Origin of the sequence: Nocardiopsis xinjiangensis YIM 90004 (genome assembly GCF_000341145.1) — a bacterium.
GTDB lineage: Bacteria > Actinomycetota > Actinomycetes > Streptosporangiales > Streptosporangiaceae > Nocardiopsis > Nocardiopsis xinjiangensis.
This window is the reverse complement of sequence record NZ_ANBE01000007.1, coordinates 141,321-167,654: the sequence shown is the minus strand read 5'-3', so window position 1 is coordinate 167,654 and position 26,334 is coordinate 141,321. Positions and strand designations below refer to the sequence as shown.

19 protein-coding genes and 1 tRNA gene are annotated in these 26,334 nt (G+C 68.2%); 14 read left to right on the top strand and 6 right to left on the bottom strand.

Features of this window, described 5'->3' with window-relative positions:
• The 4 genes from D473_RS0105020 (at nucleotide 1) to D473_RS0105005 (ending at nucleotide 4,810) form a co-directional block, all read left to right on the top strand.
• The gene (locus D473_RS0105020) at nucleotides 1–978 is read left to right on the top strand and encodes a DsbA family protein (RefSeq protein WP_017607991.1); all 978 of its coding nucleotides are present in this window, start codon (nucleotides 1–3) and stop codon (nucleotides 976–978) included.
• A 54-nt stretch (nucleotides 979–1,032) separates the two neighbouring features.
• The gene (gene lgt, locus D473_RS0105015) at nucleotides 1,033–2,190 is read left to right on the top strand and encodes a prolipoprotein diacylglyceryl transferase (protein ID WP_017607990.1); all 1,158 of its coding nucleotides are present in this window, start codon (nucleotides 1,033–1,035) and stop codon (nucleotides 2,188–2,190) included.
• Between the two features lie 97 nt (nucleotides 2,191–2,287).
• A complete protein-coding gene (locus tag D473_RS0105010; RefSeq protein WP_017607989.1) occupies nucleotides 2,288–3,469 on the top strand; it encodes a hypothetical protein in 1,182 nt (393 codons plus the stop codon).
• Between the two features lie 267 nt (nucleotides 3,470–3,736).
• Nucleotides 3,737–4,810 (top strand): hypothetical protein, encoded by a 1,074-nt coding sequence (locus D473_RS0105005; RefSeq protein WP_026126614.1) that lies wholly within the window; start codon nucleotides 3,737–3,739, stop codon nucleotides 4,808–4,810.
• Here the strand turns inward: D473_RS0105005 and D473_RS0105000 are convergent.
• Nucleotides 4,804–6,558, bottom strand: a complete 1,755-nt coding sequence (locus tag D473_RS0105000; RefSeq protein ID WP_017607988.1) for a bis-aminopropyl spermidine synthase family protein — start codon at nucleotides 6,556–6,558, stop codon at nucleotides 4,804–4,806. The two genes, D473_RS0105005 and D473_RS0105000, sit on opposite strands and share 7 nt — an antisense overlap.
• A 535-nt stretch (nucleotides 6,559–7,093) precedes the next feature.
• Between D473_RS0105000 and gltB the strand changes: the two genes are divergently transcribed.
• The 5 genes from gltB to pyk all read left to right on the top strand — a co-directional run bounded on the left by gltB (nucleotide 7,094) and on the right by pyk (nucleotide 16,356).
• Nucleotides 7,094–11,650 carry a glutamate synthase large subunit gene (gene gltB, locus D473_RS0104995; protein ID WP_017607987.1) on the top strand — a complete coding sequence of 1,519 codons (4,557 nt, stop codon included), beginning with the start codon at nucleotides 7,094–7,096 and terminating at the stop codon, nucleotides 11,648–11,650.
• A 27-nt stretch (nucleotides 11,651–11,677) separates the two neighbouring features.
• Nucleotides 11,678–13,132 (top strand): glutamate synthase subunit beta, encoded by a 1,455-nt coding sequence (locus D473_RS0104990; protein ID WP_017607986.1) that lies wholly within the window; start codon nucleotides 11,678–11,680, stop codon nucleotides 13,130–13,132.
• Between the two features lie 169 nt (nucleotides 13,133–13,301).
• Entirely contained in the window at nucleotides 13,302–13,709 is a 408-nt protein-coding gene (locus D473_RS0104985) for a DUF2784 domain-containing protein (protein ID WP_017607985.1), read from the top strand.
• A 72-nt stretch (nucleotides 13,710–13,781) separates the two neighbouring features.
• Nucleotides 13,782–14,684 carry a hypothetical protein gene (locus tag D473_RS0104980; RefSeq protein WP_017607984.1) on the top strand — a complete coding sequence of 301 codons (903 nt, stop codon included), beginning with the start codon at nucleotides 13,782–13,784 and terminating at the stop codon, nucleotides 14,682–14,684.
• Between the two features lie 241 nt (nucleotides 14,685–14,925).
• Nucleotides 14,926–16,356 (top strand): pyruvate kinase, encoded by a 1,431-nt coding sequence (gene pyk / locus D473_RS0104975; protein WP_017607983.1) that lies wholly within the window; start codon nucleotides 14,926–14,928, stop codon nucleotides 16,354–16,356.
• A 134-nt stretch (nucleotides 16,357–16,490) separates the two neighbouring features.
• Here the strand turns inward: pyk and D473_RS0104970 are convergent, their stop codons facing one another.
• The 4 genes from D473_RS0104970 to D473_RS0104955 all read right to left on the bottom strand — a co-directional run bounded on the left by D473_RS0104970 (nucleotide 16,491) and on the right by D473_RS0104955 (nucleotide 19,588).
• Nucleotides 16,491–17,471, bottom strand: coding sequence for a DUF1266 domain-containing protein (locus tag D473_RS0104970; RefSeq protein ID WP_017607982.1), 981 nt, complete (start codon nucleotides 17,469–17,471; stop codon nucleotides 16,491–16,493).
• 272 nt (nucleotides 17,472–17,743) lie between these two features.
• Nucleotides 17,744–18,538 carry a hypothetical protein gene (locus D473_RS0104965; protein ID WP_026126613.1) on the bottom strand — a complete coding sequence of 265 codons (795 nt, stop codon included), beginning with the start codon at nucleotides 18,536–18,538 and terminating at the stop codon, nucleotides 17,744–17,746.
• Between the two features lie 110 nt (nucleotides 18,539–18,648).
• The gene (locus D473_RS0104960) at nucleotides 18,649–19,428 is read right to left on the bottom strand and encodes a hypothetical protein (RefSeq protein WP_017607980.1); all 780 of its coding nucleotides are present in this window, start codon (nucleotides 19,426–19,428) and stop codon (nucleotides 18,649–18,651) included.
• A gap of 87 nt (nucleotides 19,429–19,515) precedes the next feature.
• A tRNA-Leu gene (locus tag D473_RS0104955) sits at nucleotides 19,516–19,588 on the bottom strand.
• A 161-nt stretch (nucleotides 19,589–19,749) separates the two neighbouring features.
• Between D473_RS0104955 and D473_RS0104950 the strand changes: the two genes are divergently transcribed.
• The 5 genes from D473_RS0104950 to D473_RS0104930 all read left to right on the top strand — a co-directional run bounded on the left by D473_RS0104950 (nucleotide 19,750) and on the right by D473_RS0104930 (nucleotide 24,974).
• Nucleotides 19,750–20,319: an ANTAR domain-containing response regulator gene (locus D473_RS0104950; protein WP_017607979.1), complete on the top strand. Its 570-nt coding sequence runs from the start codon at nucleotides 19,750–19,752 to the stop codon at nucleotides 20,317–20,319.
• A gap of 384 nt (nucleotides 20,320–20,703) precedes the next feature.
• Nucleotides 20,704–22,257: a branched-chain amino acid ABC transporter permease gene (locus D473_RS0104945; RefSeq protein WP_017607978.1), complete on the top strand. Its 1,554-nt coding sequence runs from the start codon at nucleotides 20,704–20,706 to the stop codon at nucleotides 22,255–22,257.
• A gap of 12 nt (nucleotides 22,258–22,269) precedes the next feature.
• Nucleotides 22,270–23,259: a branched-chain amino acid ABC transporter permease gene (locus tag D473_RS0104940; RefSeq protein WP_017607977.1), complete on the top strand. Its 990-nt coding sequence runs from the start codon at nucleotides 22,270–22,272 to the stop codon at nucleotides 23,257–23,259.
• Entirely contained in the window at nucleotides 23,249–24,121 is an 873-nt protein-coding gene (locus tag D473_RS0104935) for an ABC transporter ATP-binding protein (RefSeq protein ID WP_026126612.1), read from the top strand. The genes D473_RS0104940 and D473_RS0104935 overlap by 11 nt, the downstream gene beginning before the upstream one ends.
• Nucleotides 24,114–24,974, top strand: coding sequence for an ABC transporter ATP-binding protein (locus D473_RS0104930; protein WP_017607975.1), 861 nt, complete (start codon nucleotides 24,114–24,116; stop codon nucleotides 24,972–24,974). The genes D473_RS0104935 and D473_RS0104930 overlap by 8 nt, the downstream gene beginning before the upstream one ends.
• Before the next feature lie 90 nt (nucleotides 24,975–25,064).
• Here D473_RS0104930 and D473_RS0104925 read toward each other — a convergent pair whose 3' ends face one another.
• A complete protein-coding gene (locus D473_RS0104925) occupies nucleotides 25,065–26,303 on the bottom strand; it encodes an ABC transporter substrate-binding protein (RefSeq protein ID WP_017607974.1) in 1,239 nt (412 codons plus the stop codon).
• Nucleotides 26,304–26,334: the final 31 nt, after the last annotated feature.

Here is a 26,334-nt window from a genome sequence, read left to right as displayed (position 1 = left end):
ATGGGCAGTGAAGCGCGCAAGCGCGCCCGCGAACGCATCAAGGAGCAGCGGGAGAAGGAGAAGAGGGCCGCCAAACGCAACCGGACCCTGCTCGTGGTCGGTGCGGCCGCCGCCGTCGTCCTCCTCGTCGTCGGCATCGGGTACGTCATCCTCAGCTCCGACCGCGGTGACGGCTACGAGGGCGAACTCGCCGAGCAGACGCTCCAGTCCGACAGCAGCGTCGTCATGGCTCAGGAAGGGGCCGAGGCCCCTGTCGTAGAGGTCTACGCCGACTACCAGTGCCCGGCCTGCGCCCAGTTCGAGAACCTCAACGGCGACACCCTCAAGGAGAAGGCCGCCCAGGGCGAGGCGATCGTGCAGTTCCGCCCGGTCAGCATCTTCGCCCAGCAGCCCGTACCCACCAGCAGCAACTCCCTGCGCGGGGCCGTCGCAGCACGCACCGCCGCCGACCACGACGTCTTCGTCGAGTACAACGACATCCTGTTCGAGAACCAGCCCAACCAACAGCAAGAGGGATTCGCCCCCTCCGACCTCCAGGAATGGTTCGACGGGCTCGAGACCACCGAGGAACAGCAGGCCGACTTCGGCGAACGCCTCGAGCAGGAGGAACCGGTCATCACCGAGTTCACCGAGGAGTACGTGCCCGCCCTCATGTCCGCCGCCGAGCAGGAGATCGGCCAGGAGAACCTCGGCACCATGGTCCTGACCGACCTGATCGCCTGGGGCGAGGAGAACGGACACGACTCCTCCTTCCTCGACGGGACCTACACTGGCGAGATCATCGACGCCACCGGAACGGCCTACACTCGCTACAGCGGTGAGAACGCCTTCAGCGGTACCCCCGCCGTCTACATCAACGGCGAGCTTCTCGACAACGACGCCACCATGACGGTCCGCGGACTCTCCGACGCCATCGACTCCGCCGGCCCCGGCCAGGTCGAGACCGAACCCGCCGACGACGGGGGTGGCGCGGAGTAGAGACCCCAGCCCAGACCCCGCACGCGGGGCGAACCTGAGAGCAGAGCAGTGAGATTGTCGTCGACAGCTTCTGAGGGCGCGGCCGAACACGGCCGCGCCCTCGCGGCCATCCCCAGCCCCGAGGTCAACTCCATCCCCCTGGGCCCCCTCGAGATCCACTTCTACGCCTTGTGCATCCTCGTCGGCGTCGTCGCCGCGGTCTTCTGGAGCGAGCGCCGCTGGGCCGCCATGGGCGGGGAGAAGGGCACCATCATGGACATGGCCGTGTGGGCCGTGCTCCTGGGCCTGGTGGGCGGCCGCCTCTACCACGTCATCAGCGACTACCAGCTCTATTTCGTGGAAGGGCAGGAACCCATCCGCGCCCTCTTCATCTGGGAGGGCGGACTCGGCATCTGGGGTGCCGTCCCCATGGGCGCCCTCGGCGTGTGGCTCGTCGCCCGCAAGCGCGGGTTGTCCATGTCGAAACTGGCCTTCGCGATCGCCCCGGCGATCCCCCTGGCCCAAGCCCTCGGCCGCTGGGGCAACTACTTCAACCAGGAGCTCTTCGGCGCACCCACCGATGTGCCCTGGGCCCTGGAGATCACCCCTCTGGACAACGGGGCCCTGCGCCCGGGCATGATCGAGGGCGTCAGCACCTACCACCCCACCTTCCTCTACGAGTCCCTGTGGTGCCTGGTCCTGGCCGTTGTCCTCGCCTACCTGGGGCGCCGCTTCGAGAGCCGGATGCAGGGCGGGCGCCTGTTCGCCCTCTACGTCGCCGGCTACTGCGCGGGCCGCTTCTGGATCGAGGCCCTGCGCGTGGACCCGGCCAACGACATCCTCGGCATGCGCCTCAACAACTGGGTCTCCCTGGTGGTGCTGGCGGGCGCACTGGCCTACTTCTTCTGGGCCGGCCGCCGCCTCGAGCGTTTCTCCAGCGTCGTCGTCCCAGGCCAGGACGATGGGACCCAGGTGTTCGGTACCACAGACCCGGGTGAGACGCGCGACGAAGGAACCGTCTACAGCGCCCTCGACAGCGACGAGGAAGAGGGCGACAGCACCGTCTACAGCGCCACGGATCTCAGCGACCTCCCCGACCGGGGCAGCGGCTCCCGCGAGCCCGGCCGTGGAGGGACGGAATATCACCCCAGCCCTGAGCGATCCAGTAGCGAGGGCTCGACCGAGGACGACGTCGACGAGACGGGAACGGACTCCGGGGCGAGGCCCGACTGATTCACAGGCCCCACGCGCGGGACGGCCGCACCAGCGCCCTCCCGCGTCCCGCCTGTGTCGTTTCCGATCACACCTTGGTTGACGATTGAGATGGACCGTGAGCAGAGCTGAGTCCCGGTTCGGTCGCAAAGGCCGGCGCGGAGGATCCCGTCGCGGCCAGGCCACCGATTCGGCCTACACCGACGATTACGGCTACGACGACGGCTACGTCGACGAGTACGACTACGACCCGGAGGAGGACTTCTCCGCCGAGTACGGTCACACCCACACCCGCTCGGACGGGCCCGGTGCCGAGGACGAGCATGGCTACGACGACGGCTACGAGGACGAGTACCAGGACGGGGCGGAGCAGGAACCCGGACAGGGTCGTGGCCGAGGACGCCGAGCCAGGCGCGCGGACAAGAACCCGGGGAAGGTCTCGGCCTTCTCCGCCGGCGCCATCAAGCGTGTCTCGGTCCTGGGCGAGCGGCCCAACCAGATCGTGTACACCCTCGCGGAGCAGAGCAGACGCAAGCGCGGCACCGCCGTGCTCGCCGTGCTCCTCACCGCGTTCGGTCTGGCGCTGGTCCTGCTCCTGGGGTTGCTGACCTACCAGTTCATCAGCAACGACGGCGGCCAGGTCGCCGAGACCGAGGACGGCATCGTCGCTCCCCCCGAGGGACACACGACGCTCACCCCGGAGCTCTACCTGTCCGAGCCCGATCGCGAGGAGACCTTCGGCGCGATCGACCAGCGCGATTCCGGGGCCGAACCGATGACGGAGGACTCCGTCTTCGGCCAGACCGAGGAGCTCGAGCTCGACGGGGTCTCCCTTCAGGCCCAGCAGACCGAGGTCAACGATTCCTGCACCTCCATGGTCTGGGGCGGCGACCTCGCCCAGAGCCTGCTCGACGCCGAGTGTGTCAACGCGGCCTCGGCGCTCTACACCGACAGCGACCAGGAGTACGTCGCCCAGGTCACACTCTTCGACGTGGCCGACAGCAACGGCGCCGAAGAGGTCTCGGCCGCTCTGGACCCGTCCAACACCGACACCGAGGCCGGCTTCGTCCTGCCCCGGACCGACGAGGACGTCGCCGGGCTGAACGAAGGCTACAGCCAGGCCACCACACAGGTCATGGGCCACTACGTGGCGGTGTTCTGGACCGCACGCCAGGACGCTGAGGACCCGGGCGACGACTCGGACCTGGCGACCGTGAACGTGGCTTCCATGAACTCGGTGCAGTTCATCTACGACGAGGTCGTCCGCAACGGCGGCGGCAGCCAGGAGGATGAGGAGTAGGACAGCACGCCCGCTCCCGCCCCGCCCGGCCCCCGGAAAGCACACCGCTTCCCGGGGGCCTTCTGCATGCAGGCCCGGAGAAGCCCGGCGGACCGGGGTTGTCCGGGGCCCTCCGACGCCCCGATAGGATCACGGTCAGATCGACCCGCCCGCGAGGGTCGTCCGAGGCCGGGGCCGGACCCCGTGCCCAGCCCTGAGCGAACCCGGGCCCGCCCCGCACCCCCCGTGCCGACGGCGGCCCGAGAATCCGAGGAAAGGTCCAATCGGGTGTCCCCTTCTGAACCGTCGGAGCCCGGTCCCGGGCGCCGAAGGAAGAACAGCGAGTCCGACACGGGACAGGCCGAGCGTTCCCCGCGCGAGAACCAACGCCGATCCGGAAGCCGTCGGAAAGAGCCCCCACGCTTCGGCCCCGGCCTGAAGATCCTGGTGGGCGCTCTCGCCCTCGTCCTCATCGCGCTCGGCGTGGTGCTCGTGGTCCAGCGCGGCGGAGGAGGGGACGCCGCCGAGGCCGCCCCGGAGACCCGCCCCGCCCTCTACTCCCTGCGTCCGAACGACAGCAGCGAGATGAACCGGGTGCTGAACTCGCGCGAGGACGACCAGCGCCCCCTCAACGAGGGCGAACTGTTCGAGCGCAACAACGAGGAGATCTCCAGCCAGAGCATCGACTTCACCCTGCGCGACTCCGACCTGACCGAGGACTGCGGCGAAGCGGTCTGGGGCACGCAGGTCCAGGACGCCCTCGCTGCGGCCGACTGCACCCAGGCCGGGCGTGCCACCTACGTCTCCGACGCCTACTTCGGTGTGGCCGCCGTCTTCAACCTCGCCGACACCGGGGCCTCTCAGGACGTGGCCGCGGCCATGGAACTGACCGACTCCGAGGAGGAGACCGGCGGGGAAGAGTCCCCCGCGGGTCCCGGCTTCGTGCTGGCCCCTTCCGGTGAGGAGCCCTTCGACCGCCTCGGCGAGGGCTACGGCGCTGCCGACGCCATCATCAGCGGCCACTATCTGGTCGTGGTGTGGGTCCAGCCCGAGGAATCGGAGTCCGTGGACGAACGAGTGACCCTCTCCAGCCCGCTCGTGGCCCTGGCCAACTTCCGCGACCCGCTCTACCGGCGTCTCGTGGAACTGCGCGAGCCCTCCGAATCCGAGCAGGGCGGCGGAACCGGGGCCGAGGAAGGCGCCCCCGGCGACGGCGGTGCCGGAACCGGTGGGGGCAGTGCCGGAACCGGCGACGGCGGTGCCGGAACCGGTGGGGGCGGCGCCGGTGAGGCCGACCCGCCCGTACAGGAGGGGCCCCCGCTCGAGGAACCCCCCGTGCAGGAGCCCGGCCCCGGTCAGTGACCTGACCGGTCGGCCCCCTCCTCGACCTGGGCCAGGAGCTCCGCGCAGACCCGCGGCAGGTCCCGCAGCCGGTGCTCCGGCAGATCCACCACCGTGTGCCCGCGCACCCACCCCGGTGCACGGGCCACACCGTGCCGGGCGGTGCGTTTGTTCACCGGCCGCCCCAGAGCCGCGGTCACCTCGATGAGCCCCGCACGCAGTGTCGAGGTCAGAGTGCCGTGCGCACGCCCTTGCACGTGAGCCGTCAACGCCCCGGCCGGGTCGCTCCCGGCCTCCGTGCCCGGCACCGTCAGCCGCACACACGTCAGGTCGTTCGCACCGAACCCCCGCAGGAACCGCACACCGAACCGCGGCTCCACCAACGACCGGAACGCTTCCTGGCCGGCCCGGTCCCGCACCCACGCCGACGACGAGGGCACCAACACGTCCACCGCCGCCGTCCCCAGGGGCGCTGCCAACGCCGCACGCGGGGCCAGGCGTTCCCATCCGCCGGTCAGATCCACCACCACGTGTGCGTGCGCCGACCCCGGCGCCTTCATCCACGTGGACAACCGCACCCGGCCCGCGCCCTCGAAACCTCGCGGCCACGATCCCACCAGCAACGGTTCCGATCCCTGCCCGTCGGCCCCCTCGGACGCACGCGCGAGCACGGCCCCGGCCCGCTCCGGATCGCCGCCCACACGCGCCTCGCGGGCGTTGGCGCCCTGGCTGTAGACCCGGGCGTCCTCCCCGCCGGCGGAGGGGAGCGACCGCGCCAGTGGGCGCAGCACGTACAGGTCCGAGGCCGCGCCGATCGACTCCGCGCCGTGGTACCGGTTGAAGTCCGGCCACAACGCCTCCACCAGCAGCTCCAGGCGGGAGAACCGCGCCTGGGTCGCCGCCGCCAACCGGGGTGTGGTCTCACTCACCCCGTAGGCCACCAGTACCCGGCCCCGGCGCGGATCGACCATGCCCTCCAAGCCCCGGCGCACGAACAGCTCCACCCCGTCGGGGGTGTAGGGCGGATCGGTGAAGACCGCCTCGGCCACCCCGTGCAGCGCCGGCGGCAAGCCCAGACGCAGGTCCGCGCTGTGGGTGGCGATGTCCAGCCCCAGACGGTCGGCCGAGGCGTCGATGTGGGCCAGTACGCGCTCGTCCAGGTCCACCACCACCGCCCGGGCCCCGGGAAGGACCAGCGTGAGCGCCACCGACGTCAGATCGTGGTCTCCCACACACAGGACCGTGCGTCCCTCCAGGTCGAAACGGGCGGCCAGGAACAGGGCCCGCCGCAGCGCCGTCTCGGCGGTCGCGGCCACGTGGTCCAGGTTCAGGTCGGAGGCGGGCCCCTCGGCCACCGCACGCTCCAGCTCCGCCAGGACCCCGGCATGCTCCGGCACCAGATGCGCGACCGGGTCGGCCGCCGTCGGCACGGGCGCGCCCGCGTAGTCGCGGGGGCGGACCAAGCGGACCGCGCCCTCCTCCTCACGGGCCTCACCGCAGGCCACGAGCCCGCGCAGCAGCTCCGCGACCACCGCGTGCGCCACCGCGGAGACCCGCACCAGCTCGTTGGCCCGCCAGGGGCGCCCGTCCGCCAGCAGCTCCACCACCCGGCGGGCCCGCGGGGCGTCCACCCCGCGTTCGCGCAGCAGCTCCCGAGCCGGTTCGGGCCAGGGGGCGCCACCGGTGCCGGACCGTTCCTGTTCGGTGTCGGTGCCGGAGACGGGGTCGTCGGTGCCCGGCGCCGCGGCCGGGGTGTGCTCTGCTGCCATGGCACCGATGTTCCCACGCCCCGGAACCCGGCACGGCTGTGCAGGTCAGGTGCTCATCGGCCAGGTAGCACGCCTATGAGGGGAATCTCACGCATGCGTGAGATGCCGACCCGCTTCCGGGACACTCCCTACTGATGAGTAGCATGGGATTTCGGTTCTCGGGAGACCGCTGCGCCCGAAGCGGTTCCGACAACCCCTCGGGGCTCTGACCGCTGCGGATGGTTTAACGTAGTCCCTCCGTGGAACGAACCGCAGGGTCGGATCCGCGATTCGCGTCGCGGACCGACACCGGGTACGAACCACCAGGGACCAGAGAACCCGGAGCCCGCCCGCAGGCGGTGACCCGTCACCACCGGCCTCACGAGGACGTGACCGGCCTTCCCAGGTGGCACGACGGGCGACCGACCGACGCGGAACCCCACCACCCCGGTGGCCGCTCCACCACACGTGGAGTCACAACAGAACGTACGCAGCAGGGCCAATGTCGTCCCGGATGCGCTTTTCACGAAGCCGACCCAAGACGACAGGAGGGCACATGCCCGCTGCTCAGGCGCGGCGTTCGTCCGTCCGAACGAACGCGGAACCCACCACCCAGGGCCTGTACGACCCCACCTTCGAACACGACGCCTGCGGCGTCGGGTTCGTCGCCGACCTCAACGGCCGCCGCGGCCACGACATCGTCGAGAAGGCACTCACCGTCCTGCGCAACCTCGACCACCGAGGCGCCGCCGGGGCCGACCCCGACGACGGCGACGGCGCCGGCATCCTCACCCAGGTGCCCCACGACCTGTACACCGAGGTCTGCGACTTCCCCCTCCCCGAGGCCGGCGCCTACGCCACCGGCATCGGTTTCCTGCCCGCCGACGCGACCGAACGCGCCCGGGCCGTCGCCACCATCGACGCCATCGTCGCCGACGAGGGCCTGACCCTGCTCGGTTGGCGCGAGGTGCCCACCGAACCCGACTACGCAGGCCCCGCAGCCCGCGAAACCATGCCCCACTTCGGGCAGCTCTTCATCACCGGCACCAAGGGCACCGCCACCGAGGGCCTCACCGGGATCGACCTCGAGCGCCACGCCTACTGCGTCCGCAAGCGTGCCGAACACGAGACCGACGTCTACTTCCCGAGCCTGTCCCCGCGCACCATCGCCTACAAGGGCATGCTCACCACACCCCAGCTCGAACCGTTCTTCCCCGACCTGTCCGACCGGCGCTACACCTCCGGCCTGGGCCTGGTCCACTCCCGGTTCTCCACCAACACCTTCCCGTCCTGGCCGCTGGCCCACCCCTTCCGGTACGTCGCCCACAACGGCGAGATCAACACCGTCAAGGGCAACCGCAACATGATGCGCTCGCGCGAAGCCAAGCTCGCCAGCGACCTCGTCCCCGGCCCTCTCGACCGCCTGTTCCCGATCGTCGACCCGGAGGACTCCGACACCGCCTCCTTCGACGACACTCTGGAACTGCTCCACCTGGGCGGACGCACCCTGCCGCACGCCGTCCTCATGATGATCCCGGAACCCTGGGAGAAGCACACCGAGATGGACCCGGACGTGCGGGCCTTCTACGAGTACCACTCCACCCTCATGGAACCCTGGGACGGACCCGCCTCCGTCTCCTTCACCGACGGCACCGTCGTCGGCTCCGTCCTGGACCGCAACGGACTGCGCCCCGGCCGCTACTGGGTCACCGACGACGGCCTCGTGGTCCTGGCCTCCGAAGCCGGCGTCCTGGACATCGACCCCGCCACCATCGTGCGCAAGGGCCGCCTCCAGCCCGGCCGCATCTTCGTGGTCGACACCGAGCAGGGCCGCATCATCGAGGACGAGGAGATCAAGGCCGAACTCGCCGCCCAGCACCCTTACCGGGACTGGGTCGACAACGGCATCACCCGCCTCACCGACCTGCCCGCGGCCGAACCCGCCCGGACCGAGCAGATCGACCTCGCCCAGCAGACCTTCGGCTACACCGAGGAAGAGCTCCGCATCATCCTCACACCGATGGCCCGCACCGGCGCCGAACCCATCGGCTCCATGGGCACCGACACCCCGGTCGCGGCCCTCTCCGACCGCTCCCGGCAGATCTTCGACTACTTCAGCCAACACTTCGCACAGGTCACCAACCCACCGCTGGACGCGATCCGCGAGGAGATGGTCACCAGCCTCGGAACCCTCCTCGGCGCCGAGGGCAACCTCCTCTCCTCGGACCCCACCGACACCCAACGCCTGTCCCTGCCCACACCCGTCCTCGACCAGGCCGAACTCGCCGCGGTCATCGCCGCAGGACAGAGCAACCCCGCACTGAGGACCCACACCGTCGACGGCACCTACCCCGTCGACGGCGGCGGCCGCGCACTCGACCGGCGACTCGACCAGATCAACACCGAGACCGACCGCGCCATCGCCGACGGCGCCCGCATCATCGTCCTCAGCGACCGCGGTGTCGACACCGAACGCGCACCCATCCCCTCACTGCTGCTCACCGGCTCCGTCCACCACCACCTCGTACGCGAGAAGACCCGCACCGAGGTCGGACTCATCGTCGAAGCCGCCGACATGCGCGAATGCCACCACGTCGCCCTCCTCCTCGGCTACGGCGCCTCCGCCGTCAACCCGTACCTGGCCCTGGAGACCGTCCGCGACATGGTCGAGAGCGGCCGACTCGGCGGCATCGACGCCGACCAGGCCGTCCACAACACCCTCAAGGCCTACGCCAAGGGTGTCCTCAAGATCATGTCCAAGATCGGCGTCTCCACCGTCGGCTCCTACACCGGCGCCCAGATCTTCGAGGCCCTCGGGCTCGGCCACGACGTCATCGACCGGTGCTTCACCGGAACCACCTCCCGCCTCGGCGGCGTCGGCTTCGACGTCCTGGCCGAAGAGGTCGCCGTCCGCCACCGCCGCGCCCACGCCGTCAACGCCGGCGCCCACCGCCGCCTCGAGGTCGGCGGCGAGTACCAGTGGCGCCGAGAGGGCGAACCGCACCTCTTCAACCCAGAGACCGTCTTCAAACTCCAACACTCCACGAAGACCCGCTCCTACGAGATCTTCAAGGAGTACACCGACAAGATCGACGACCAGGCCGAACAGCTCATGACCCTGCGCGGGCTCCTGCGCTTCAAGGAAGGCCTGCGACAGCCGGTCCCGGTCGAAGAGGTCGAACCGGTCTCCGACATCGTCACGCGCTTCTCCACCGGCGCCATGTCCTACGGCTCCATCTCCGCCGAGGCACACGAGACCCTCGCCATCGCCATGAACCGCCTCGGCGCCAAGTCCAACACCGGCGAAGGCGGCGAAGACCCCGACCGCTTCACCCGCGACGCCAACGGCGACCTCCGGCGCAGCGCCATCAAACAGGTCGCCTCCGGCCGCTTCGGCGTCACCTCCCACTACCTCACCAACGCCGACGACATCCAGATCAAGGTGGCCCAAGGCGCCAAACCCGGCGAAGGCGGACAACTGCCCGGCCACAAGGTCTACCCGTGGGTCGCCGGCACCCGGCACTCCACCCCCGGCGTCGGACTCATCTCCCCGCCGCCCCACCACGACATCTACTCCATCGAGGACCTCGCCCAACTCATCCACGACCTCAAGAACGCCAACCCGTCCGCACGAGTACACGTCAAACTGGTCTCCGAAGCGGGCGTGGGCACCGTCGCAGCCGGAGTGTCCAAGGCCCACGCCGACGTCGTCCTCGTCTCCGGCCACGACGGAGGAACCGGCGCCTCACCGCTGACCTCCCTCAAGCACGCCGGCACCCCCTGGGAGATCGGTCTCGCCGAGACCCAGCAGACCCTGCTGCTCAACGGCCTGCGCGACCGCATCGTCGTCCAGACCGACGGACAGATGAAAACCGGACGCGACGTCGTCATCGCCGCTCTCCTGGGCGCCGAGGAGTACGGGTTCGCGACCGCGCCCCTCATCGTCTCCGGCTGCGTCATGATGCGCGTCTGCCACCTCGACACCTGCCCCGTCGGCGTGGCCACCCAGAACCCGGACCTGCGCGAACGCTACTCCGGCCAGGCCGACCACGTCGTGAACTTCTTCGAGTTCATCGCCCAAGAGGTCCGCGAGTACCTCGCCCGACTCGGCTTCCGCAGCCTCGACGAAGCCATCGGCGCCGTCGAGAACCTCGAGACCGCCGACGCCGTCGACCACTGGAAGGCCCAGGGTCTGGACCTGTCACCCGTCCTGGCCGCCATCGACCCCTGGGACGGCGACCACCGCCGCCAGGTCCGCGGCCAGGACCACGGCCTGGAGAAGGCCCTGGACCACACCCTCGTCCAACTGGCCGAGGGCGCACTCGACTTCGCCGAACCCGTCACCCTCGAACTGCCCGTACGCAACGTCAACCGCACCGTCGGCACCATGCTCGGCCACGAGGTCACCAAACGACACGGTGCCCAGGGCCTGCCCGACGACACCATCGACATCACCTTCACCGGATCGGCCGGGCAGTCCTTCGGCGCCTTCGTGCCCAAGGGCATCACCATGCGCCTGTCCGGCGACGCCAACGACTACGTCGGCAAGGGCCTGTCCGGCGGACGCATCACCGTGCGCCCCGCCCGGACCTCCACCCTCGCCGCCGAAGAACACATCATCGCCGGCAACGTCATCGGCTACGGCGCCACCTCCGGACAGATCCACATCCGCGGCATCGTCGGCGAACGCTTCTGCGTCCGCAACTCCGGCGCCACCGCCGTCGTCGAAGGCATCGGCGACCACGGCTGCGAATACATGACCGGCGGCCGCGCCGTCGTCCTCGGCCGCACCGGCCGCAACTTCGCCGCAGGCATGTCCGGTGGCACCGCCTACGTCCTCGACCTCGACCCCGAACGCGTCAACGGCGAAATGGTCGAGATCGAGGACCTCACCCACGAGGACCGCGACTTCCTCACCGCCATCCTCACCAGGCACCGCGACGAGACCGGCTCCACCGTCGCCCGACGCCTCCTCGACGGCGGCGACGCCGCACTCGCCCGCATCAGCAAAGTCATGCCCCGCGACTACAAGCGGGTCCTGCTCGCCCAGGCCGAGGCCGAACGCGAGGGCCGCGACGTCGACGAGGCCGTCATGGCCTCAGCACAGTCCTAGAGCACGAACCACGAAAGGAGGAGCACCATGGGTGACCCCAAGGGCTTCCTGAAGATCACCGACCGCGAACTGCCCCAGCACCGACCCGTGGACGTGCGTATCCAGGACTGGCAGGAGGTCCAGGAGGACTTCGCACGCAGCACCGTCACCAAGCAGGCCTCGCGCTGCATGGACTGCGGTATCCCCTTCTGCCACAACGGATGCCCCCTCGGCAACCTCATCCCCGAGTGGAACCACCTCGTGCACACCCACGACTGGGCCGAGGCCATCGAACGCCTCCACGCGACCAACAACTTCCCCGAGTTCACCGGCCGCCTCTGCCCCGCACCCTGCGAATCCGCCTGCGTGCTCGGCATCAACCAACCCGCCGTCACCATCAAGAACGTCGAGGTCTCCATCATCGACCGCGCCTGGGAAGAAGGCTGGGTCAAGCCCCTGCCCCCCACCACGCGCACCGGCAAGACCGTCGCCGTCGTCGGATCCGGCCCGGCGGGCCTGGCAGCCGCACAACAACTCACCCGCGCCGGCCACGACGTCACCGTCTACGAACGCGCCGACCGCATCGGTGGCCTGCTGCGCTACGGCATCCCCGAGTTCAAGATGGAAAAGCGCCACATCGAACGCCGCCTCGCCCAGATGAGCGCCGAAGGAACCACCTTCCGCACCGGTATCGACGTCGGCCGCGACATCACCGCCGACCAGCTCCAGGCCCGATACGACGCCACCGTCCTCACGGGCGGGGCCACCGCCTGGCGCGACCTGCCCGCCAAGGGCCGCGAACTGGGCGGCATCCACCAAGCCATGGAATACCTGCCCCTGGCCAACAAGGTCCAGGAAGGCGACCTCGACACCCCGCCCATCACCGCCCAGGACAAAAACGTCATCGTCATCGGCGGAGGCGACACCGGAGCCGACTGCGTAGGCACCGCCCACCGCCAAGGCGCAGCGAGCGTGACCCAGCTCGAGATCATGCCCAAGCCGCCCACCGAACGGCCCGACCACCAGCCCTGGCCGACCATGCCCAACCTCTACAAGGTCACCAGCGCCCACGAGGAAGGCGGAAAGCGGATCTACTCCGTCAACACCGTCGAATTCCTCGGCGACGACCAGGGCAACGTCCGCGCACTCCGACTCGTGGAGGTCCAGCGCACCGACAAGGGCTTCGAACCCGTGCAGGGCACCGAACACGAGATCCCCGCCGACCTCGTCACCCTCGCCATGGGCTTCGTCGGCCCCGAGAAGGCCGGCCTCCTCGACGGACTCGGCGTCGAACTCGACGGACGCGGCAACGTCGTCCGCGACAGCGACTACCGCACGACCGTCGACGGCGTCTTCTGCGCCGGCGACATGGGCCGAGGCCAGTCCCTCATCGTCTGGGCGATCGCCGAGGGCCGCTCAGCCGCCGCCGGAGTGGACCGCTACCTCAACGACCGGACCCACCTGCCCGCCGGCATCCCGCCCACCGAGCGACCGCTCGTGTAGGGGGAACGGCCACACCGCACAGGCGCGCCGGGCGCAGGGGAGCAGTCCCCGCGCCCGGCGCCACGCCGTCACCGCGAGCACGTGAACACTTGGCCGGGACAGGAAGCGGCTGGGATACTGAAGACGTAGAACTCCACCCGAACACTCGCTCCGACGAGGAAACCGGACGATGCTCTACCAGGTGATCGGCGAAATAGCGATGATCCTCCACTTCGCCTTCCTCGTCCATGTGACCCTGGGAGGCTTCCTCGCCTGGCTGTGGCCCCGCATGTTCTGGCTCCACCTGCCCGTCGCCGCCTACGCCCTCGCCATCAACATCATCGGCTGGAGATGCCCCCTCACCTACGTCGAGAACTGGGGACGCGTCAACGCCGGCCAGGACGGTATGGGCGACGTGGGTTTCATCGACTACTACCTCACCGGCATCATCTACCCCCAGGAACACGCCCTCACCGCACAATTCCTCGTGGGAGTGAGCGTCGCCATCTCCTGGATCGGCTTGTTCGTCCTGTGGCGACGAGGCCGCGGACCCACCCTCCGGAACCACGACACCGACGGCACCACACCACGCAAGTAAAAACCGCGCATGGATTCCGCGCGAGCAGTTCACCCCCACCGCACCCGGACATACCGTCGAAACATGACCGTTGTGACCTGGGACTCCTTCCACGCCGCAGAACACTTCACCATGCGCAACGCGCGGCTGCTCGACCGACACCGATTCGACTTCCTCTTCCGAGCCGGCCCCGCCGAGAACGTCCGCGCCGCCCTGGCCGCCTACCGCAACATCGACGGCGGCTACGGCAACAGCCTCGACCCCGACCTACGCGGCCACGCCAGCCAACCCGTCGCCGTCGAACTGGCCCTACGCCTGCTCGACGAACTCGGGCCCTTCTCCCGCCCCCACACCGCAGGGATCTGCCGCTACCTCACCTCCGTCGGCAACCCCGACGGCGGCCTGCCCGCCGTCCTGCCCGGAGTCCGACACACCGAAGCCGCACCCTGGTACCAGCGCACCCACGACTTCGGCAGCCGCCTCGACACCACCGCCATGATCACCGGATACCTCCACAAACACCAGATCACCCACCCCTGGCGCGACACCGCCACCGCCTACTGCTGGAAGAACATCGACGGCCTCAAATGGACCGACCCCCACCAAGCCATCGCCCTCTGCAACTTCCTGCAGCACGTCCCCGACCGGCAGCGCGCCCTGGAGACCCTCCACCGGCTCACCACCAGGATCCGCGCCGTCATCGACGTCCACCCGCGCGCCACCGGCCACGTCCACACACCCCTGGACCTGGCCGAACACCCCGACCACATCGCCCGCCGGCTCTTCACCGACGACGAGATCGAGCGCAACTTCCAGGCCTTCGAGGAACAACAGCGCTCCGACGGCGGCTGGGACGCCTGCTGGGACCACTGGGACACCGCAGCCACCATCGAACGCGAAGGAATGCGTACCATCCAGCGTCTACGCATCCTGCGTAACTACGGCCGGATCCAGGTCGACCTGCCCCGACCCCGTCGCGAAGCCCCCGCCGACTGACCACCCACCCGCTCCTGAGGGCCCCAGCCGGGTGAGAACCCCAACACTTGGTGTGCCTCCGGGTCACAACGGGCACGCACACCACGGAACCGGTCAGGCGCGGGAAGCCCTGCGTACGTGGGGAAACATCCCATGTGTGCTCCCATGCACACCAAGAATTCGCCTTCTCGCAGACGAGGAGACGTCCCCACACAACCTGGTTTAGACCACTGCGCCACCTGAAAGCTCTAGAGTGTTACGTGTGACACGTCGAGCAAAAATCGTCGCGACCCTCGGTCCCGCAACCTCGAGCCCGGAGACCCTCCGGCAGCTCGTCCAAGCCGGACTGGACGTCGCCCGCATCAACCTCAGCCACGGAACCCACGACGACCACCACGCCAGCATCACCAACCTCCGGCGAGCAGCCGAGGACGAACAACGCCCCATCGGCGTCCTCGCCGACCTCCAGGGCCCCAAGATCCGCGTCGGCACCTTCGCCGACGGCCCCATCGAACTCGACGAGGACGACGAGTTCACCATCACCACCGAAGACGTCCCCGGTGACAACCACCGCGTCTCCACCACCTACAAGGGACTCCCCGGAGACGTCCACCCCGGCGACCGCGTCCTCATCGACGACGGCCGCGTCGTCCTCGAATGCACCAAAACCACCAGCACCGAGATCCATACACGCGTCATCTTCGGCGGCCCCGTCTCCAACCACAAGGGACTCAACCTCCCCGGAGTCGCCGTCAGCGTCCCCGCCCTCACCGAAAAGGACGAGGACGACCTCCGCTGGGCCCTGCACCAGGGCGTCGACATCGTCGCCCTCTCCTTCGTACGCAGCCCCGCGGACGCCGAAGAATGCCACCGCATCATGGACGAGGAGGGCGTCACCGTCCCCCTCATCGCCAAGATCGAAAAACCCCAAGCCGTCGAACGCCTCCACGACATCATCGAGGTCTTCGACGGCGTCATGGTCGCCCGCGGCGACCTCGGCGTCGAACTCCCGCTCGAGAACGTCCCCATGGTGCAGAAACGCGCCATCGAACGCTGCCGCGACAAGGCCAAACCCGTCATCGTCGCCACGCAGATGCTCGAATCCATGATCTCCGCGCCCCGACCCACCCGCGCCGAAGCCTCCGACGTCGCCAACGCCGTCCTGGACGGCGCCGACGCCGTCATGCTCTCCGGCGAGACCAGCATCGGCCAGTACCCCGTCGACACCGTCGAGACCATGGCCCGCATCGTCGGAGCCGCCGAACAGGAATCCCTCCGGGCTTCCCACATCCTCAACCGCGTCCCCGAGACCACCGGCGGCGCCATCGCCCGCGCCGCCGCCGAGATCGGCGCGAGCATCGGCGCACGCGCCCTCGTCGCCTTCACCATGTCCGGAGAGACCGCCCGGCGCCTCGCCCGCTACCGGTCACCCATCCCGCTCATGGCCTTCACCACCGAACCGCTCACCCGCGGCCGCCTCGCCCTCACCTGGGGCGTGGACACCAACCGCGTGCCCTGGGTCGACAACAGCGACGACATGGTCCGCCAGGTCGAATACGAGCTCCTGCAGCTCAGCGACTACAACCGCGGCGACAAGATCGTCATCGTCGCAGGGAGCCCTCCGGGCACCGTCGGCTCCACCAACTCCCTGCGCGTCCACCGCCTCGGAGACGCCGTGGCCCTGAACCCGTAACCGAGGCCCCCGGCCGCGCAACGCCGCGGAGGGACGTGTCGCATCGGGACCGGTCCGGGGGAACGGCGCACCACGCGCCCGCCCCGGCCGGGCCCGGATGCGGCACCAGGGCCGCCGGCCCCGGCCCCGAACACTCACTCCGAGGCCCGCACCTCGTCGCCGTCCTGTACGCCCTTCCCGCCCTGCTCCGGCAACACCCGCTCCAACGGCATGTCCCACGGCAACAGGTTCCACGGGCTCGACGGATCCTCGGTCAACAACCCCAACGCCGTCCAGATCCGGTCCTGCCCCGAGTACTCACCGAGCATCCCCTTGCTCGGCCACAGCAGATACCCCGCATGGAACGCCGCCGCCAACCGCGACCACGACGAGTACCGGCGCTGCAGATCCGACGCCACACGACGCAACATCGCCTGCGTCTCCGCCGGCGACAACCAGTCCAGGCTCGCGCCACCGCACACCAGCCGGATCACGTGCACCGACTTCCACCACTGGTACGCACCGATGATCACCGTCTCCCGGTCCTCGCCCGCGCTCGTCACCGAACGCAGGCGCCACACCTGGTCCTCACTGAGCAACACGTGCGTACCCGTGTCGGCACCGCCCTGCTCACGCGGAAGACGCGACTTCGCGACCCGCGCACGCAGGTCCACCACCAGATCCAGAGTGGGCCCCTGGTGCAGTTCCTCGTGCAGACCCTCCACCGTCGCGCGCAACGACTCCAGGTCCGTCACACCCCACTGCTCCTCCAACACACGCCGGTATCTGCGGCGCAGCGAGGGCCGGGCCACCACGTCCCAGGGCTCGGCCAGAGCCACCCGGAACGGCGCTGCCACGGCGGCGGCCCAGCGCTCGGTGCTCAACGGAGCCTCGGGCTCCTTGGCGTGAACCAGGGGGGACTCGCGCGCACCGATGACCAACTCGGCGAAGGAACCGGCCGCCAGCACCGCCGCGGGGAGGAAGGACCACCCGGGAAGGCCGAGAGCCACCATGAGCACGATCAGGAACGCGGCAGGGGTCCACAGCCAAGGCTGGCGACGGCGCGAGCCCCAGGCGACCACGACCCAGGCACCAATCACCAGTGCGCCCACGATCCCGGCGACCACGGTCAGCACCCGTCGCTCCTCTCACCTGCTCCGAATCCGTTACGCACTCAAGGATCGATGACGTTCGCTCGCTCTTGCGACCGAACTCACGGGTTGTGTTCAGGTTGTGGCCGTGATGTAACCGCTGCCGTCCCTCCGCGCCCACAAAAAGTGACAAAAGACCTAATCAGGATTGAAGTGGGTCGGCAATCGTGAAGGTTTTGGCCTTCCCCTTCGTGCGCGGGTGGAGAGGCGGATGGACACGCAGGGGCACGGGAACCCGAGTGTGGCGGGGGAGCGGGTCAGTATTTGGGGCCTACGAAGGCATCCATACGGGCGACGGCGGCCTTGCGCGAGATCGAGACGGCGGCCTGCGACAGAACACCCGGTTGGCGTTTGGTGTGAGACTTCCACGGGATTTCGAGCCGGTCGAGCGTTGCCGTCATCAAGCCGACGATCTCCCGCGAAGTGTTCGCGAAGAGGTAGCGAGGGTATTCGTAGAACCCTTGCCCGTCCCTCCTCGCTATCCGGTTGAGGCCCCTCGACCCATCCGAGTGCATCAGCCCCCGGACGAACCGCCCGGGATGTTCGTCCACGATCTCCTGCTGCCAGGGATCGAGCACGATACGGCGTTCGTGCTTCTTCCCCGGCGCGTGCTGGGGGAACACGCAGGGCCAGTGCTTCCAGTAGCCGTTGACCATGGTGCAGCCCGGCGCCCGCGTCCGGCCCACCTTGTGGTCCGGGCGGACCGCGCTCATCGCTTCTTCGCACTCATCGATGAGGCCCGGCCATTTGTCGTCGCACGCGATGCGGAGCCGCCACACCTTCTTCCGGGGATCGCCGGCCGGGCTGATGCAGCCGTCACCGAGGTAGAGCCCGAGCAGGTAGCTGTACGCGTGAGCGGGCGCGGGAGGCCGGGGGACCGGTTCGCAGCGTGGACACAGGTCGGTGTCTTGGTACTTGTCCAGCAACGAACGGTCCTGGGCCCACACGCGGAGTGTGGAGCGGTTGATCCCCGTCTGCCGATTCACGTCGGTCTGGGAGAGGCCGGAATCGAGGAGGGATACGGCATGGCGCCTGACATGCGGTGCATACATGTGGTGCATGCTTGCTCACGCTTCGGACATTTTCTGGTTCCGGGCGCCCTGGCCAGTAAAAAGGCCACCCGTCGGGTGGCCTTGGCGTGCTCGTGCCGGAGGGGAGCGGGTCAGTACTTGGGGCTGACGATGGTGTCCATGCGGGCGACGGCGGCCTTGCGCGAGATGGAGACCGTCACCTGGTCCAAGTAGGGCTCCTGGCGCTTGACGTGAGACTTCCAGGGGATGTCGAGCTGGTCGAGGGCTGCGGTCAGGAGCTCGACGATATCGGTAGAGACGTTCGAGAAGTGGTAGCGGGGGTATTCGTAGAAGCCTTCGCCGTTTTTCTTACGGATTCGGTTGAGTGCTCGGCAGCCGTCGGAGTGGATCAGGCCACGGATGAACCGATCGGGCCGTGCGTCCACCAGCTCTTGTTGCCAAGCTTCCAGGGCGATGAGGCGTTCGTGCTTCTTGCCGGGTCCGTGCTGGGGGAAGATGCACGTCCAGTGCGTCGAGGCGCCCTTGACTTCGGTGCAGCCTTGTCGTTGGACCTTGAACACCGAGACCGGGAAGACCGCGCTCATCGCTTCGGTGCACTCGATCATGAGGCCGGGCCAGGTGTCGCAGCACGCGATCGACAGGTAGGTCACATCACGATGTAGCCGCCCTATGTAGCCGTCGCCCAGATAGAGCCCGAGCAGGTAGGGGTAGGCCTCGGGATCGAGCTGCCCGGTGCTGCACCGAGGACAGTAATCGGCCCGATCGGACTCGCTCTCCGGTGTCCGGCGTGTTCCGTAGCGCCAGTGGCGGACGGCGAAGATGGACACACCGCACTGCGCCGCGATCTGCTTGTCGGTCAGGCCCAGGGTCTTGAGTCGGAAAGTCTCGTCGATGATCTTGCGTGAATACATGCGGTGCATGCTTGCTCACGCTTCGGACATTTTCCGACGACAGGCGTCCTGAACAGCACAAAGGCCACCTCGAGAGATGGCCTTGAGTGCCCCGAGTGGGATTCGAACCCACACTGTATGAGTTTTGAGCTCACCGGCTCTGCCCTTGGCCTATCGGGGCTAGATCACTTTGTCAAGTGATTCTATGAAATTTTTTCGGCGGCCCGCTCGGCGGTCCGTGGCCAACAGTGTAGTCACGATTGACGCGCATCGGCGGGGCCGACGCTCAGCATACTAGCGGATCTCGGTAACCTCGAATGCGTGACGAGGACGCAGAGCCGTGTGGTGATCGCGGAAGACGAGGCCCTGATCCGCCTGGACCTCAAGGAGATGCTGGAAGAGGACGGCTACACCGTCGTCGGCGAGGCCGGTGACGGCGAGGCCGCCATTCGGCTTGCCCGGGAGGTCGAGCCCGACCTGGTGATCACCGACATCAAGATGCCGGTACTCGACGGCCTCTCGGCCGCCGAGACCATCGCGGGCGAACGTATCGCCCCCGTCGTGATCCTGACGGCCTTCTCCCAGCGCGAGCTGGTCGATCGGGCCCGAGAGGCCGGGGCGATGGCCTACCTGGTCAAGCCGTTCAACAAGACCGATCTGGTGCCGGCCATCGAGATGGCCACCTCCCGGTACGCCGAACTGGCGGCCCTGGAGGCGGAGGTGGGCAGCCTCCAGGAGCGGTTGGAGACCCGCAAGCTGGTGGAGCAGGCCAAAGGGCTGTTGCAGAGCCGCCACGGCATGAGCGAGCCCGAGGCCTTCCGCTGGATCCAGAAGAACTCCATGGACAAGAGGCTGACCATGCGCAATGTCGCCGAGACCGTCGTGGAGGCGCTCGGCGGCAACAAATCCTGACCGCAGGACGCAGACCGCCGCAGGAACCTTCGAGGGGCCGTTCCCGATCCGTCGGGGCGGCCCCTTCGTCGCGCCGGGGAAGGCTCGGGACACGGTCTCGCGGCGGTCGTCTCACAGATGACATCCAGTTGCTCTGAGCGTTCGTGAAAGCACAGATCGCCATGTTCGGCCGGGTGAAGTGAGACAGGTGTTCAAGATCGAGTCGCTTTCGGCGGTGATTCCATCTCATTTGCGCACAATGGGGTGACGGTTGGGTCACACGGCTTTAGGGGAGCTGAAGGATCTACATGAACCGGGCTAAACTCACCGCACCGAACAGCTAGGACCAAGGCGCCCGGATGCCCCCATTCGGGACGCCCTCCCCCAGATGCGCAAGGAGCGTGCGTGCGCACACGCCTCGTGACCGTGCTGCTCGCCCTGATCACCGCTCTCGTGGTGATCCCGGGGCCGGCGACGGCAGACGAACAGGGCGGTGAATCGCTCTCCGGCCAGATCGGGCAACCGGACGACCGTTCACAGGGTGTCGAAGGCATCCGGATCGCGGTCTCGGACGGTGACGACGAGGTCGGTGCGGACGAGACCGACCCTGACGGAAATTGGGAGGTGGAGGTGCCCGGACCGGGCACCTACGACCTCGAAGTGGATCGGGGGTCCGTACCCGAGGAGTACGAACTGCGCGAGACACCGCTCGTGACCGAGGGCACCGTGGAGGTCGAACCGGGTGAGTCCTCGACCCTGATCCTCGCCCTGGAGGAGGCAGGGGAGGATCAGTCGCAGGAGGAGTCCTCGGCCTCGCCCGAGGACGACGCGGCCGAGGAGGACGAGGACGGGGCCGCCGACGAGGAGGACATCGAGGTCGAAGGCGTCTCCGGCGGTTTCGGCGACCGGTTCCTCCAGCTGACCGCCGCGGGTCTGCTCTTCGGCCTGGTCATCGCGGTCTCCGCGATCGGTCTCTCGCTCATCTTCGGCACGACCAAGCTCATCAACTTCGCCCACGGCGACATGGTCACCTTCGGCGCGATGATGGCCCTGCTCTTCAGCACCGGCGCGGCCGGCCTGGGCAACTCGCTGCTGGCGATCTTCGCCGGTGTGGGCGGTGCGATCCTCCTGGGTGCCTTCTTGGAAGGCAAGGTCCGTTCGACGCCGCTGATCGTGGTGCAGTGGACGGCCGTTTTCGGCGGTATCGCGGTGGCCACGGCGATGGGCGTGGCCGGCGACTCCATCGCGTGGGAGGTCCCGCTGTGGGCGGCGGCCGGGATCGCGGTGGTCATGGGTGCGGTCCTGGGCGGCACGATGGAGCGTTATCTGTGGCGCCCGTTGCGGCGGCGGAACGTGGCGATGATCCAGATGTTCATCGTCTCGATCGGTCTGGCCCTGATCCTGCGGCACGTGCTCCTGGTGCTCTTCAGCGCCAACCGCACCCGGTACTCCGGTTTCCAGGTCCAGGACATGGTGCACCTCGGCCCGGTCTCCCTTCCCCCGCGCGATCTGGTGATCATCGGTGTCGCGGTGGCGGCCCTGCTGTTGGTGGGGTCCCTGTTGCAGTTCACCCGTATCGGCAAGGCGATGCGCGCGGTCTCCGACAACCGCGATCTGGCCGAGTCCTCCGGTATCGACGTCGACCGCGTGACGCTCTACGTGTGGTTCCTGGGCGGCGGTCTGGCTTCCCTGGGAGGCGTCCTTTTCGGGCTCAACCAGGTCGTCGACTACGAGATGGGTTTCCGCCTGCTGCTGCTCATGTTCGCCGCCGTCATCCTCGGTGGTCTGGGCACGGCGTACGGGGCGATGGTCGGTGGTCTGGCTGTCGGTCTGGTGGCGATGTTGTCCACTCTGTGGTTCCCGGCCCAGCTGATGCAGGCCTGGGCGCTGGCGTTGATGATTCTGATGCTGCTGTTCAGGCCCCAGGGCCTGCTCGGTCGGCGCGAACGGGTCGGCTAGGAGAGGTAGACGATGGATATTCTGACGATCCTCGCCGAGTCCGCCCGATCCGCGGTCGGACCGGTCGCGGCGATCTATGCGTTGGCGGCCGTGGGCCTCAACCTGCACTTCGGTTACACGGGTCTGCTGAACTTCGGTCAGGTCGGGTTCATGCTCGTGGGCGCTTACGGCGTCGGTATCAGCGTGGGTGTGTACGGTCTGCCCGTGCTGGTCGGGTTCGCGGTGAGCCTGGCGTGTGCGGTCGTGTTGGCTTTGTTGTTGGGTATTCCGACGCTGCGGTTGCGTTCGGACTATCTGGCGATCAGCACGATCGCTACGGCCGAGGTGTTGCGGTACGTGTACCGGGCCGGGTTCGCCGAGCCGTTGACCAACGGTGTGTACGGGTTGCAGAACCTGTCGGCGGGTTTCCGCTCGATCAATCCCTTCGAGTCCGCGGAGCGGTACGGCTTCGGGGTGTTCAACTTCAGTGGCAACCACCTGTGGGTCATGGTGGCGACCTGGTCTCTGGTGGGGTTGTTCGCGTTGTTGACGTGGATGTTGATGCACAGCCCGTGGGGGCGTGTCATCAAGGGCATCCGTGAGGACGAGGACGCGGTGCGCAGCCTCGGCAAGAACGTGTTCGCGTACAAGATGCAGGTGCTGGTGCTGGGCGGCGTGATCGGTGCTTTGGCCGGCGGCATGATGGCGGTGCATCAGGCGGCGATCAACCCGGACCAGTTCAAGCCGCAGGTGTCGTTCTTCCTGTGGGCGATCCTGCTGTTGGGTGGCGCGGGCCGTGTGTTGGGCCCGCTCATCGGTTCGGTGGTGTTCTGGTTCTTGATGAACTTCACGGACGGGCTTCTGCGTGCTCTGGGCAGTGAGGGGTACTTGCCGTTCCTGTCCGGTCCGGACTTCGGTGCGATCCAGTTGGCTTTCGTGGGTCTGTTGCTGGTGTTGCTGATCGTGTTCCGGCCGCAAGGCCTCATCGGCGACCGCAAGGAGATGCTGATCAATGTCAAGTGATGAGACGACCGTCTCCGGGGCGGAGGACCGTATGGCCGGTGTGGAGCCGGTCCCGGGAGTGGGCAAGCCCGATCCGGTCCTGGTGGCCGACGGGGTGCGCCGTTCGTTCGGTGGTCTGACGGCGGTGGACGTGGAGCACCTGGAGGTGCAGCGGGGGACGATCACGGCGTTGATCGGCCCGAACGGTGCGGGGAAGTCCACGCTGTTCAACCTGTTGACGGGGTTCGACCGTGTGGACCAGGGGCGCTGGTCCTTCGATGGTGAGGCGATCAATGGTCGGCGGGGCCATCAGGTGGCGCGTTCGGGCATGGTGCGGACGTTCCAGTTGACCAAGGCGCTGACGCGGATGTCGGTGTTGGACAACATGTTGCTGGGTGCGCAGCGCCAGTACGGCGAGCGGATGGCCGGTGCGTTGTGGCGTCCTGGTTGGCGTAAGCAGGAGGCGGCCAACACCGAGCGTGCGATGGCTCTGTTGGAGCGGTTCCGTCTGCTCGACAAGCGCGATGACATGGCGGGGTCCTTGTCGGGCGGCCAGCGCAAGTTGTTGGAGATGGCGCGGTCGTTGATGACCGAGCCGGACATGATCATGTTGGACGAGCCGATGGCGGGTGTGAACCCGGCGTTGGTGCAGTCGTTGTTGGGCCACATCACGTCGTTGCGGGACGAGGGGCGTACGGTCCTGTTCGTCGAGCACGACATGGACGTGATCATGGGCATCAGCGACTGGATCGTGGTGTTGGCGCAGGGCCGGGTGATCGCGGAGGGCCGTCCTTCCGACATCAAGTCCGACAAGCAGGTGATCGATGCCTACCTGGGTGCCCAGGAGGACGAGGCCGAGGCCGGGGAGGGCGACGATGGCTGACAAGGGCGAGAGAGGCGGGCTCCCGGCCGAGGAGGTCCCTGTGGAGGCCGAGGAGGTGTCCGTGACTCAGGGCCAGCGTGAGGAGGTTCTGGAGCAGGCGCGGGCCGAGGCGTTGGATGTGGGTGGCCCTGAGGACCATCTGCTGTTGGCCAAGGATGTGGTGGCCGGTTACGTGCCGGGTGTGAACATCCTGAACGGGTGCACGTTGACCTTGTCCGAGGGCGAGGTCGTGGCGATCGTGGGTCCGAACGGTGCGGGCAAGTCGACGTTGATCAAGACGGTCTTCGGGCTGATCCCGGTGCGTGGGGGCGATGTGACGTTGCGGGCCTCGAGTATCGCGGGGTTGGCGGCGCACAGTCTGGTGGAGCGCGGTGTGGGGTATGTGCCTCAGTCGCAGAACGTGTTCCCGTCGTTGACGATCGAGGAGAACCTCCAGATGGGGGCTTTTCTGCGGCCGCGGGGTTTCGCGAGGCGTTTCGAGACCGTGGCGGGGTTGTTCCCGTTGTTGGCGGACCGGCGGCGTGCGAAGGCCGGGTCGTTGTCGGGCGGTGAGCGCCAGATGGTGGCGATGGGCCGGGCCCTGATGATGGATCCGTCGGTGTTGTTGTTGGACGAACCGACGGCGGGTCTGTCGCCGCTCCTGCAGGAGGAGGTCTTCCAGCGGGTCAAGGAGGTCAACGAGACGGGTGTCTCGGTGATCATGGTGGAGCAGAACGCCCGCCGTTGCCTGCAGATCTGTGACCGCGGTTATGTGCTGGACCAGGGGCGTAACGCCTACACGGGTTCGGGTGCGGATCTGTTGGAGGACCCGAACGTCATCGAGTTGTACTTGGGGACGTTGGCCCAGGCGTGAGATCCGGCCCTCGTCGAAGGGCCGAAGGGCGGGGACGGACCCGGTGCAGGGTTTTCGTCCCCGCCCTTCGTGGTGTCCGGGGGCCGGCGATCAGTTCTCTTCGCCGGAGTAGTCGACGTACTCGCGGACGCCGTGGCCGTCGTCGTCCCAGTGGAAGACCTCGAAGGTGGCGGCGGTGGGGTCGCCGTTGTCGTCGAGGTCGATGTTGCCGCTGGCGCCCTGGTAGTCGATGTCCTGGCCGTCGTCGAGGAGGTCGCGGCATTCCTCGAAGCTGCCGCACTCGGTGCCTTCGGGGCGGCTGACCTCGTCCACGTGGGGGGCGTATTCGGCGGGGTCGGTGCTGCCTGCGGACTCGGCGGCCAGAGCGACGAGGTTGACGCAGTCGAAGACCTGGGGTGCGAACTGGAAGACTTCCAGGTCGCTGTCGAAGTCGCTGATGCCCTGGCTGAACTCGGGGTTGTCGGCGCTGGGAGCGACGCCGGTGACGCCGTTGACCAGGTCGGTGTTGCCGCTGACGGTGGAGCCCAGGTCGGGGTCGTTGAGGCCGTCGGTGACGTAGAGCTGGTCGCCGTCGAAGCCGGCTTCGATGAGGGCGGCCAGGATCTGGGTGCCTTCTTCGAAGGAGATGAGGGAGACGGCGTCGACGTCGTCTCCGTTGACCGACTCGACGACGGAGCCGAAGTTGGTGGTGTCGGGATCGTAGGTCTCGGCGACGGGGACCTGGGCGCCGTTGGAGCGCAGTTCGTTCTGGACGGCCTGGAGATAGCCGGAGCCGTAGTCGTCGGCGCGGGCGATGAGGGCGACGTTCTGGTGCCCGTCGTCGAGGATCTCCTGGGCGAGGACGGGTCCGGCGAGGAGGTCGCTGGGTGCGGTGCGGTAGAAGTTGCCGCCGTCGTCGATGTCGGTGAGGTCGGGTGCGGTGGCGGAACCGGAACACTGGGGGATGCCGGCGCTGGCGACGGTGTCGTGGACGGCTTGGGTCATGCCGGAGGAGGCGGCGCCGATGATGGCGTCGGATCCGTCGGCGATGAGGGTGTTGGCGGCGTCGTTGGCGCGGCCTTCGTCGTCGGCTTCGTCGCCTTGTACGGGTGCGGGCATGTCGGTGCCGAGGACGCCTCCGGCGGCGTTGATCTCTTCGATGGCGTATTCGGTGGCGGAGAGTTGTGAGGGGCCCAGGTAGGCGAGGCTGCCGGTCTGGGGGTAGAGGATACCGAGGTTGAGGGCGTTCTCGTCGGCGTCCGGAGTGTCGTTCCCGTCGCCGCAGGCGGTGAGCGTGAGGGCGAGGGCGGTCAGAACTGCTGACAGGGGCAGGGCTCTGGGTCTGGTCATGGTGGCGGTGGTCCGTTCGATCGTGCGCTCG

What these genes read in the sequence shown, in the direction of transcription:
- D473_RS0104930 (WP_017607975.1), top strand. Translation starts at nt 24,114, where the DNA reads ATGGCTGACAAGGGCGAGAGAGGCGGGCTCCCGGCCGAGGAGGTCCCT.
- D473_RS0104960 (WP_017607980.1), bottom strand. Translation starts at nt 19,428, where the DNA reads ATGTATTCACGCAAGATCATCGACGAGACTTTCCGACTCAAGACCCTG.
- D473_RS0104985 (WP_017607985.1), top strand. Translation starts at nt 13,302, where the DNA reads ATGCTCTACCAGGTGATCGGCGAAATAGCGATGATCCTCCACTTCGCC.
- D473_RS0105020 (WP_017607991.1), top strand. Translation starts at nt 1, where the DNA reads ATGGGCAGTGAAGCGCGCAAGCGCGCCCGCGAACGCATCAAGGAGCAG.
- D473_RS0104940 (WP_017607977.1), top strand. Translation starts at nt 22,270, where the DNA reads ATGGATATTCTGACGATCCTCGCCGAGTCCGCCCGATCCGCGGTCGGA.
- D473_RS0104990 (WP_017607986.1), top strand. Translation starts at nt 11,678, where the DNA reads ATGGGTGACCCCAAGGGCTTCCTGAAGATCACCGACCGCGAACTGCCC.
- D473_RS0104935 (WP_026126612.1), top strand. Translation starts at nt 23,249, where the DNA reads ATGTCAAGTGATGAGACGACCGTCTCCGGGGCGGAGGACCGTATGGCC.
- D473_RS0104925 (WP_017607974.1), bottom strand. Translation starts at nt 26,303, where the DNA reads ATGACCAGACCCAGAGCCCTGCCCCTGTCAGCAGTTCTGACCGCCCTC.
- D473_RS0104965 (WP_026126613.1), bottom strand. Translation starts at nt 18,538, where the DNA reads ATGTATGCACCGCATGTCAGGCGCCATGCCGTATCCCTCCTCGATTCC.
- D473_RS0105000 (WP_017607988.1), bottom strand. Translation starts at nt 6,558, where the DNA reads ATGGCAGCAGAGCACACCCCGGCCGCGGCGCCGGGCACCGACGACCCC.
- gltB (WP_017607987.1), top strand. Translation starts at nt 7,094, where the DNA reads ATGCCCGCTGCTCAGGCGCGGCGTTCGTCCGTCCGAACGAACGCGGAA.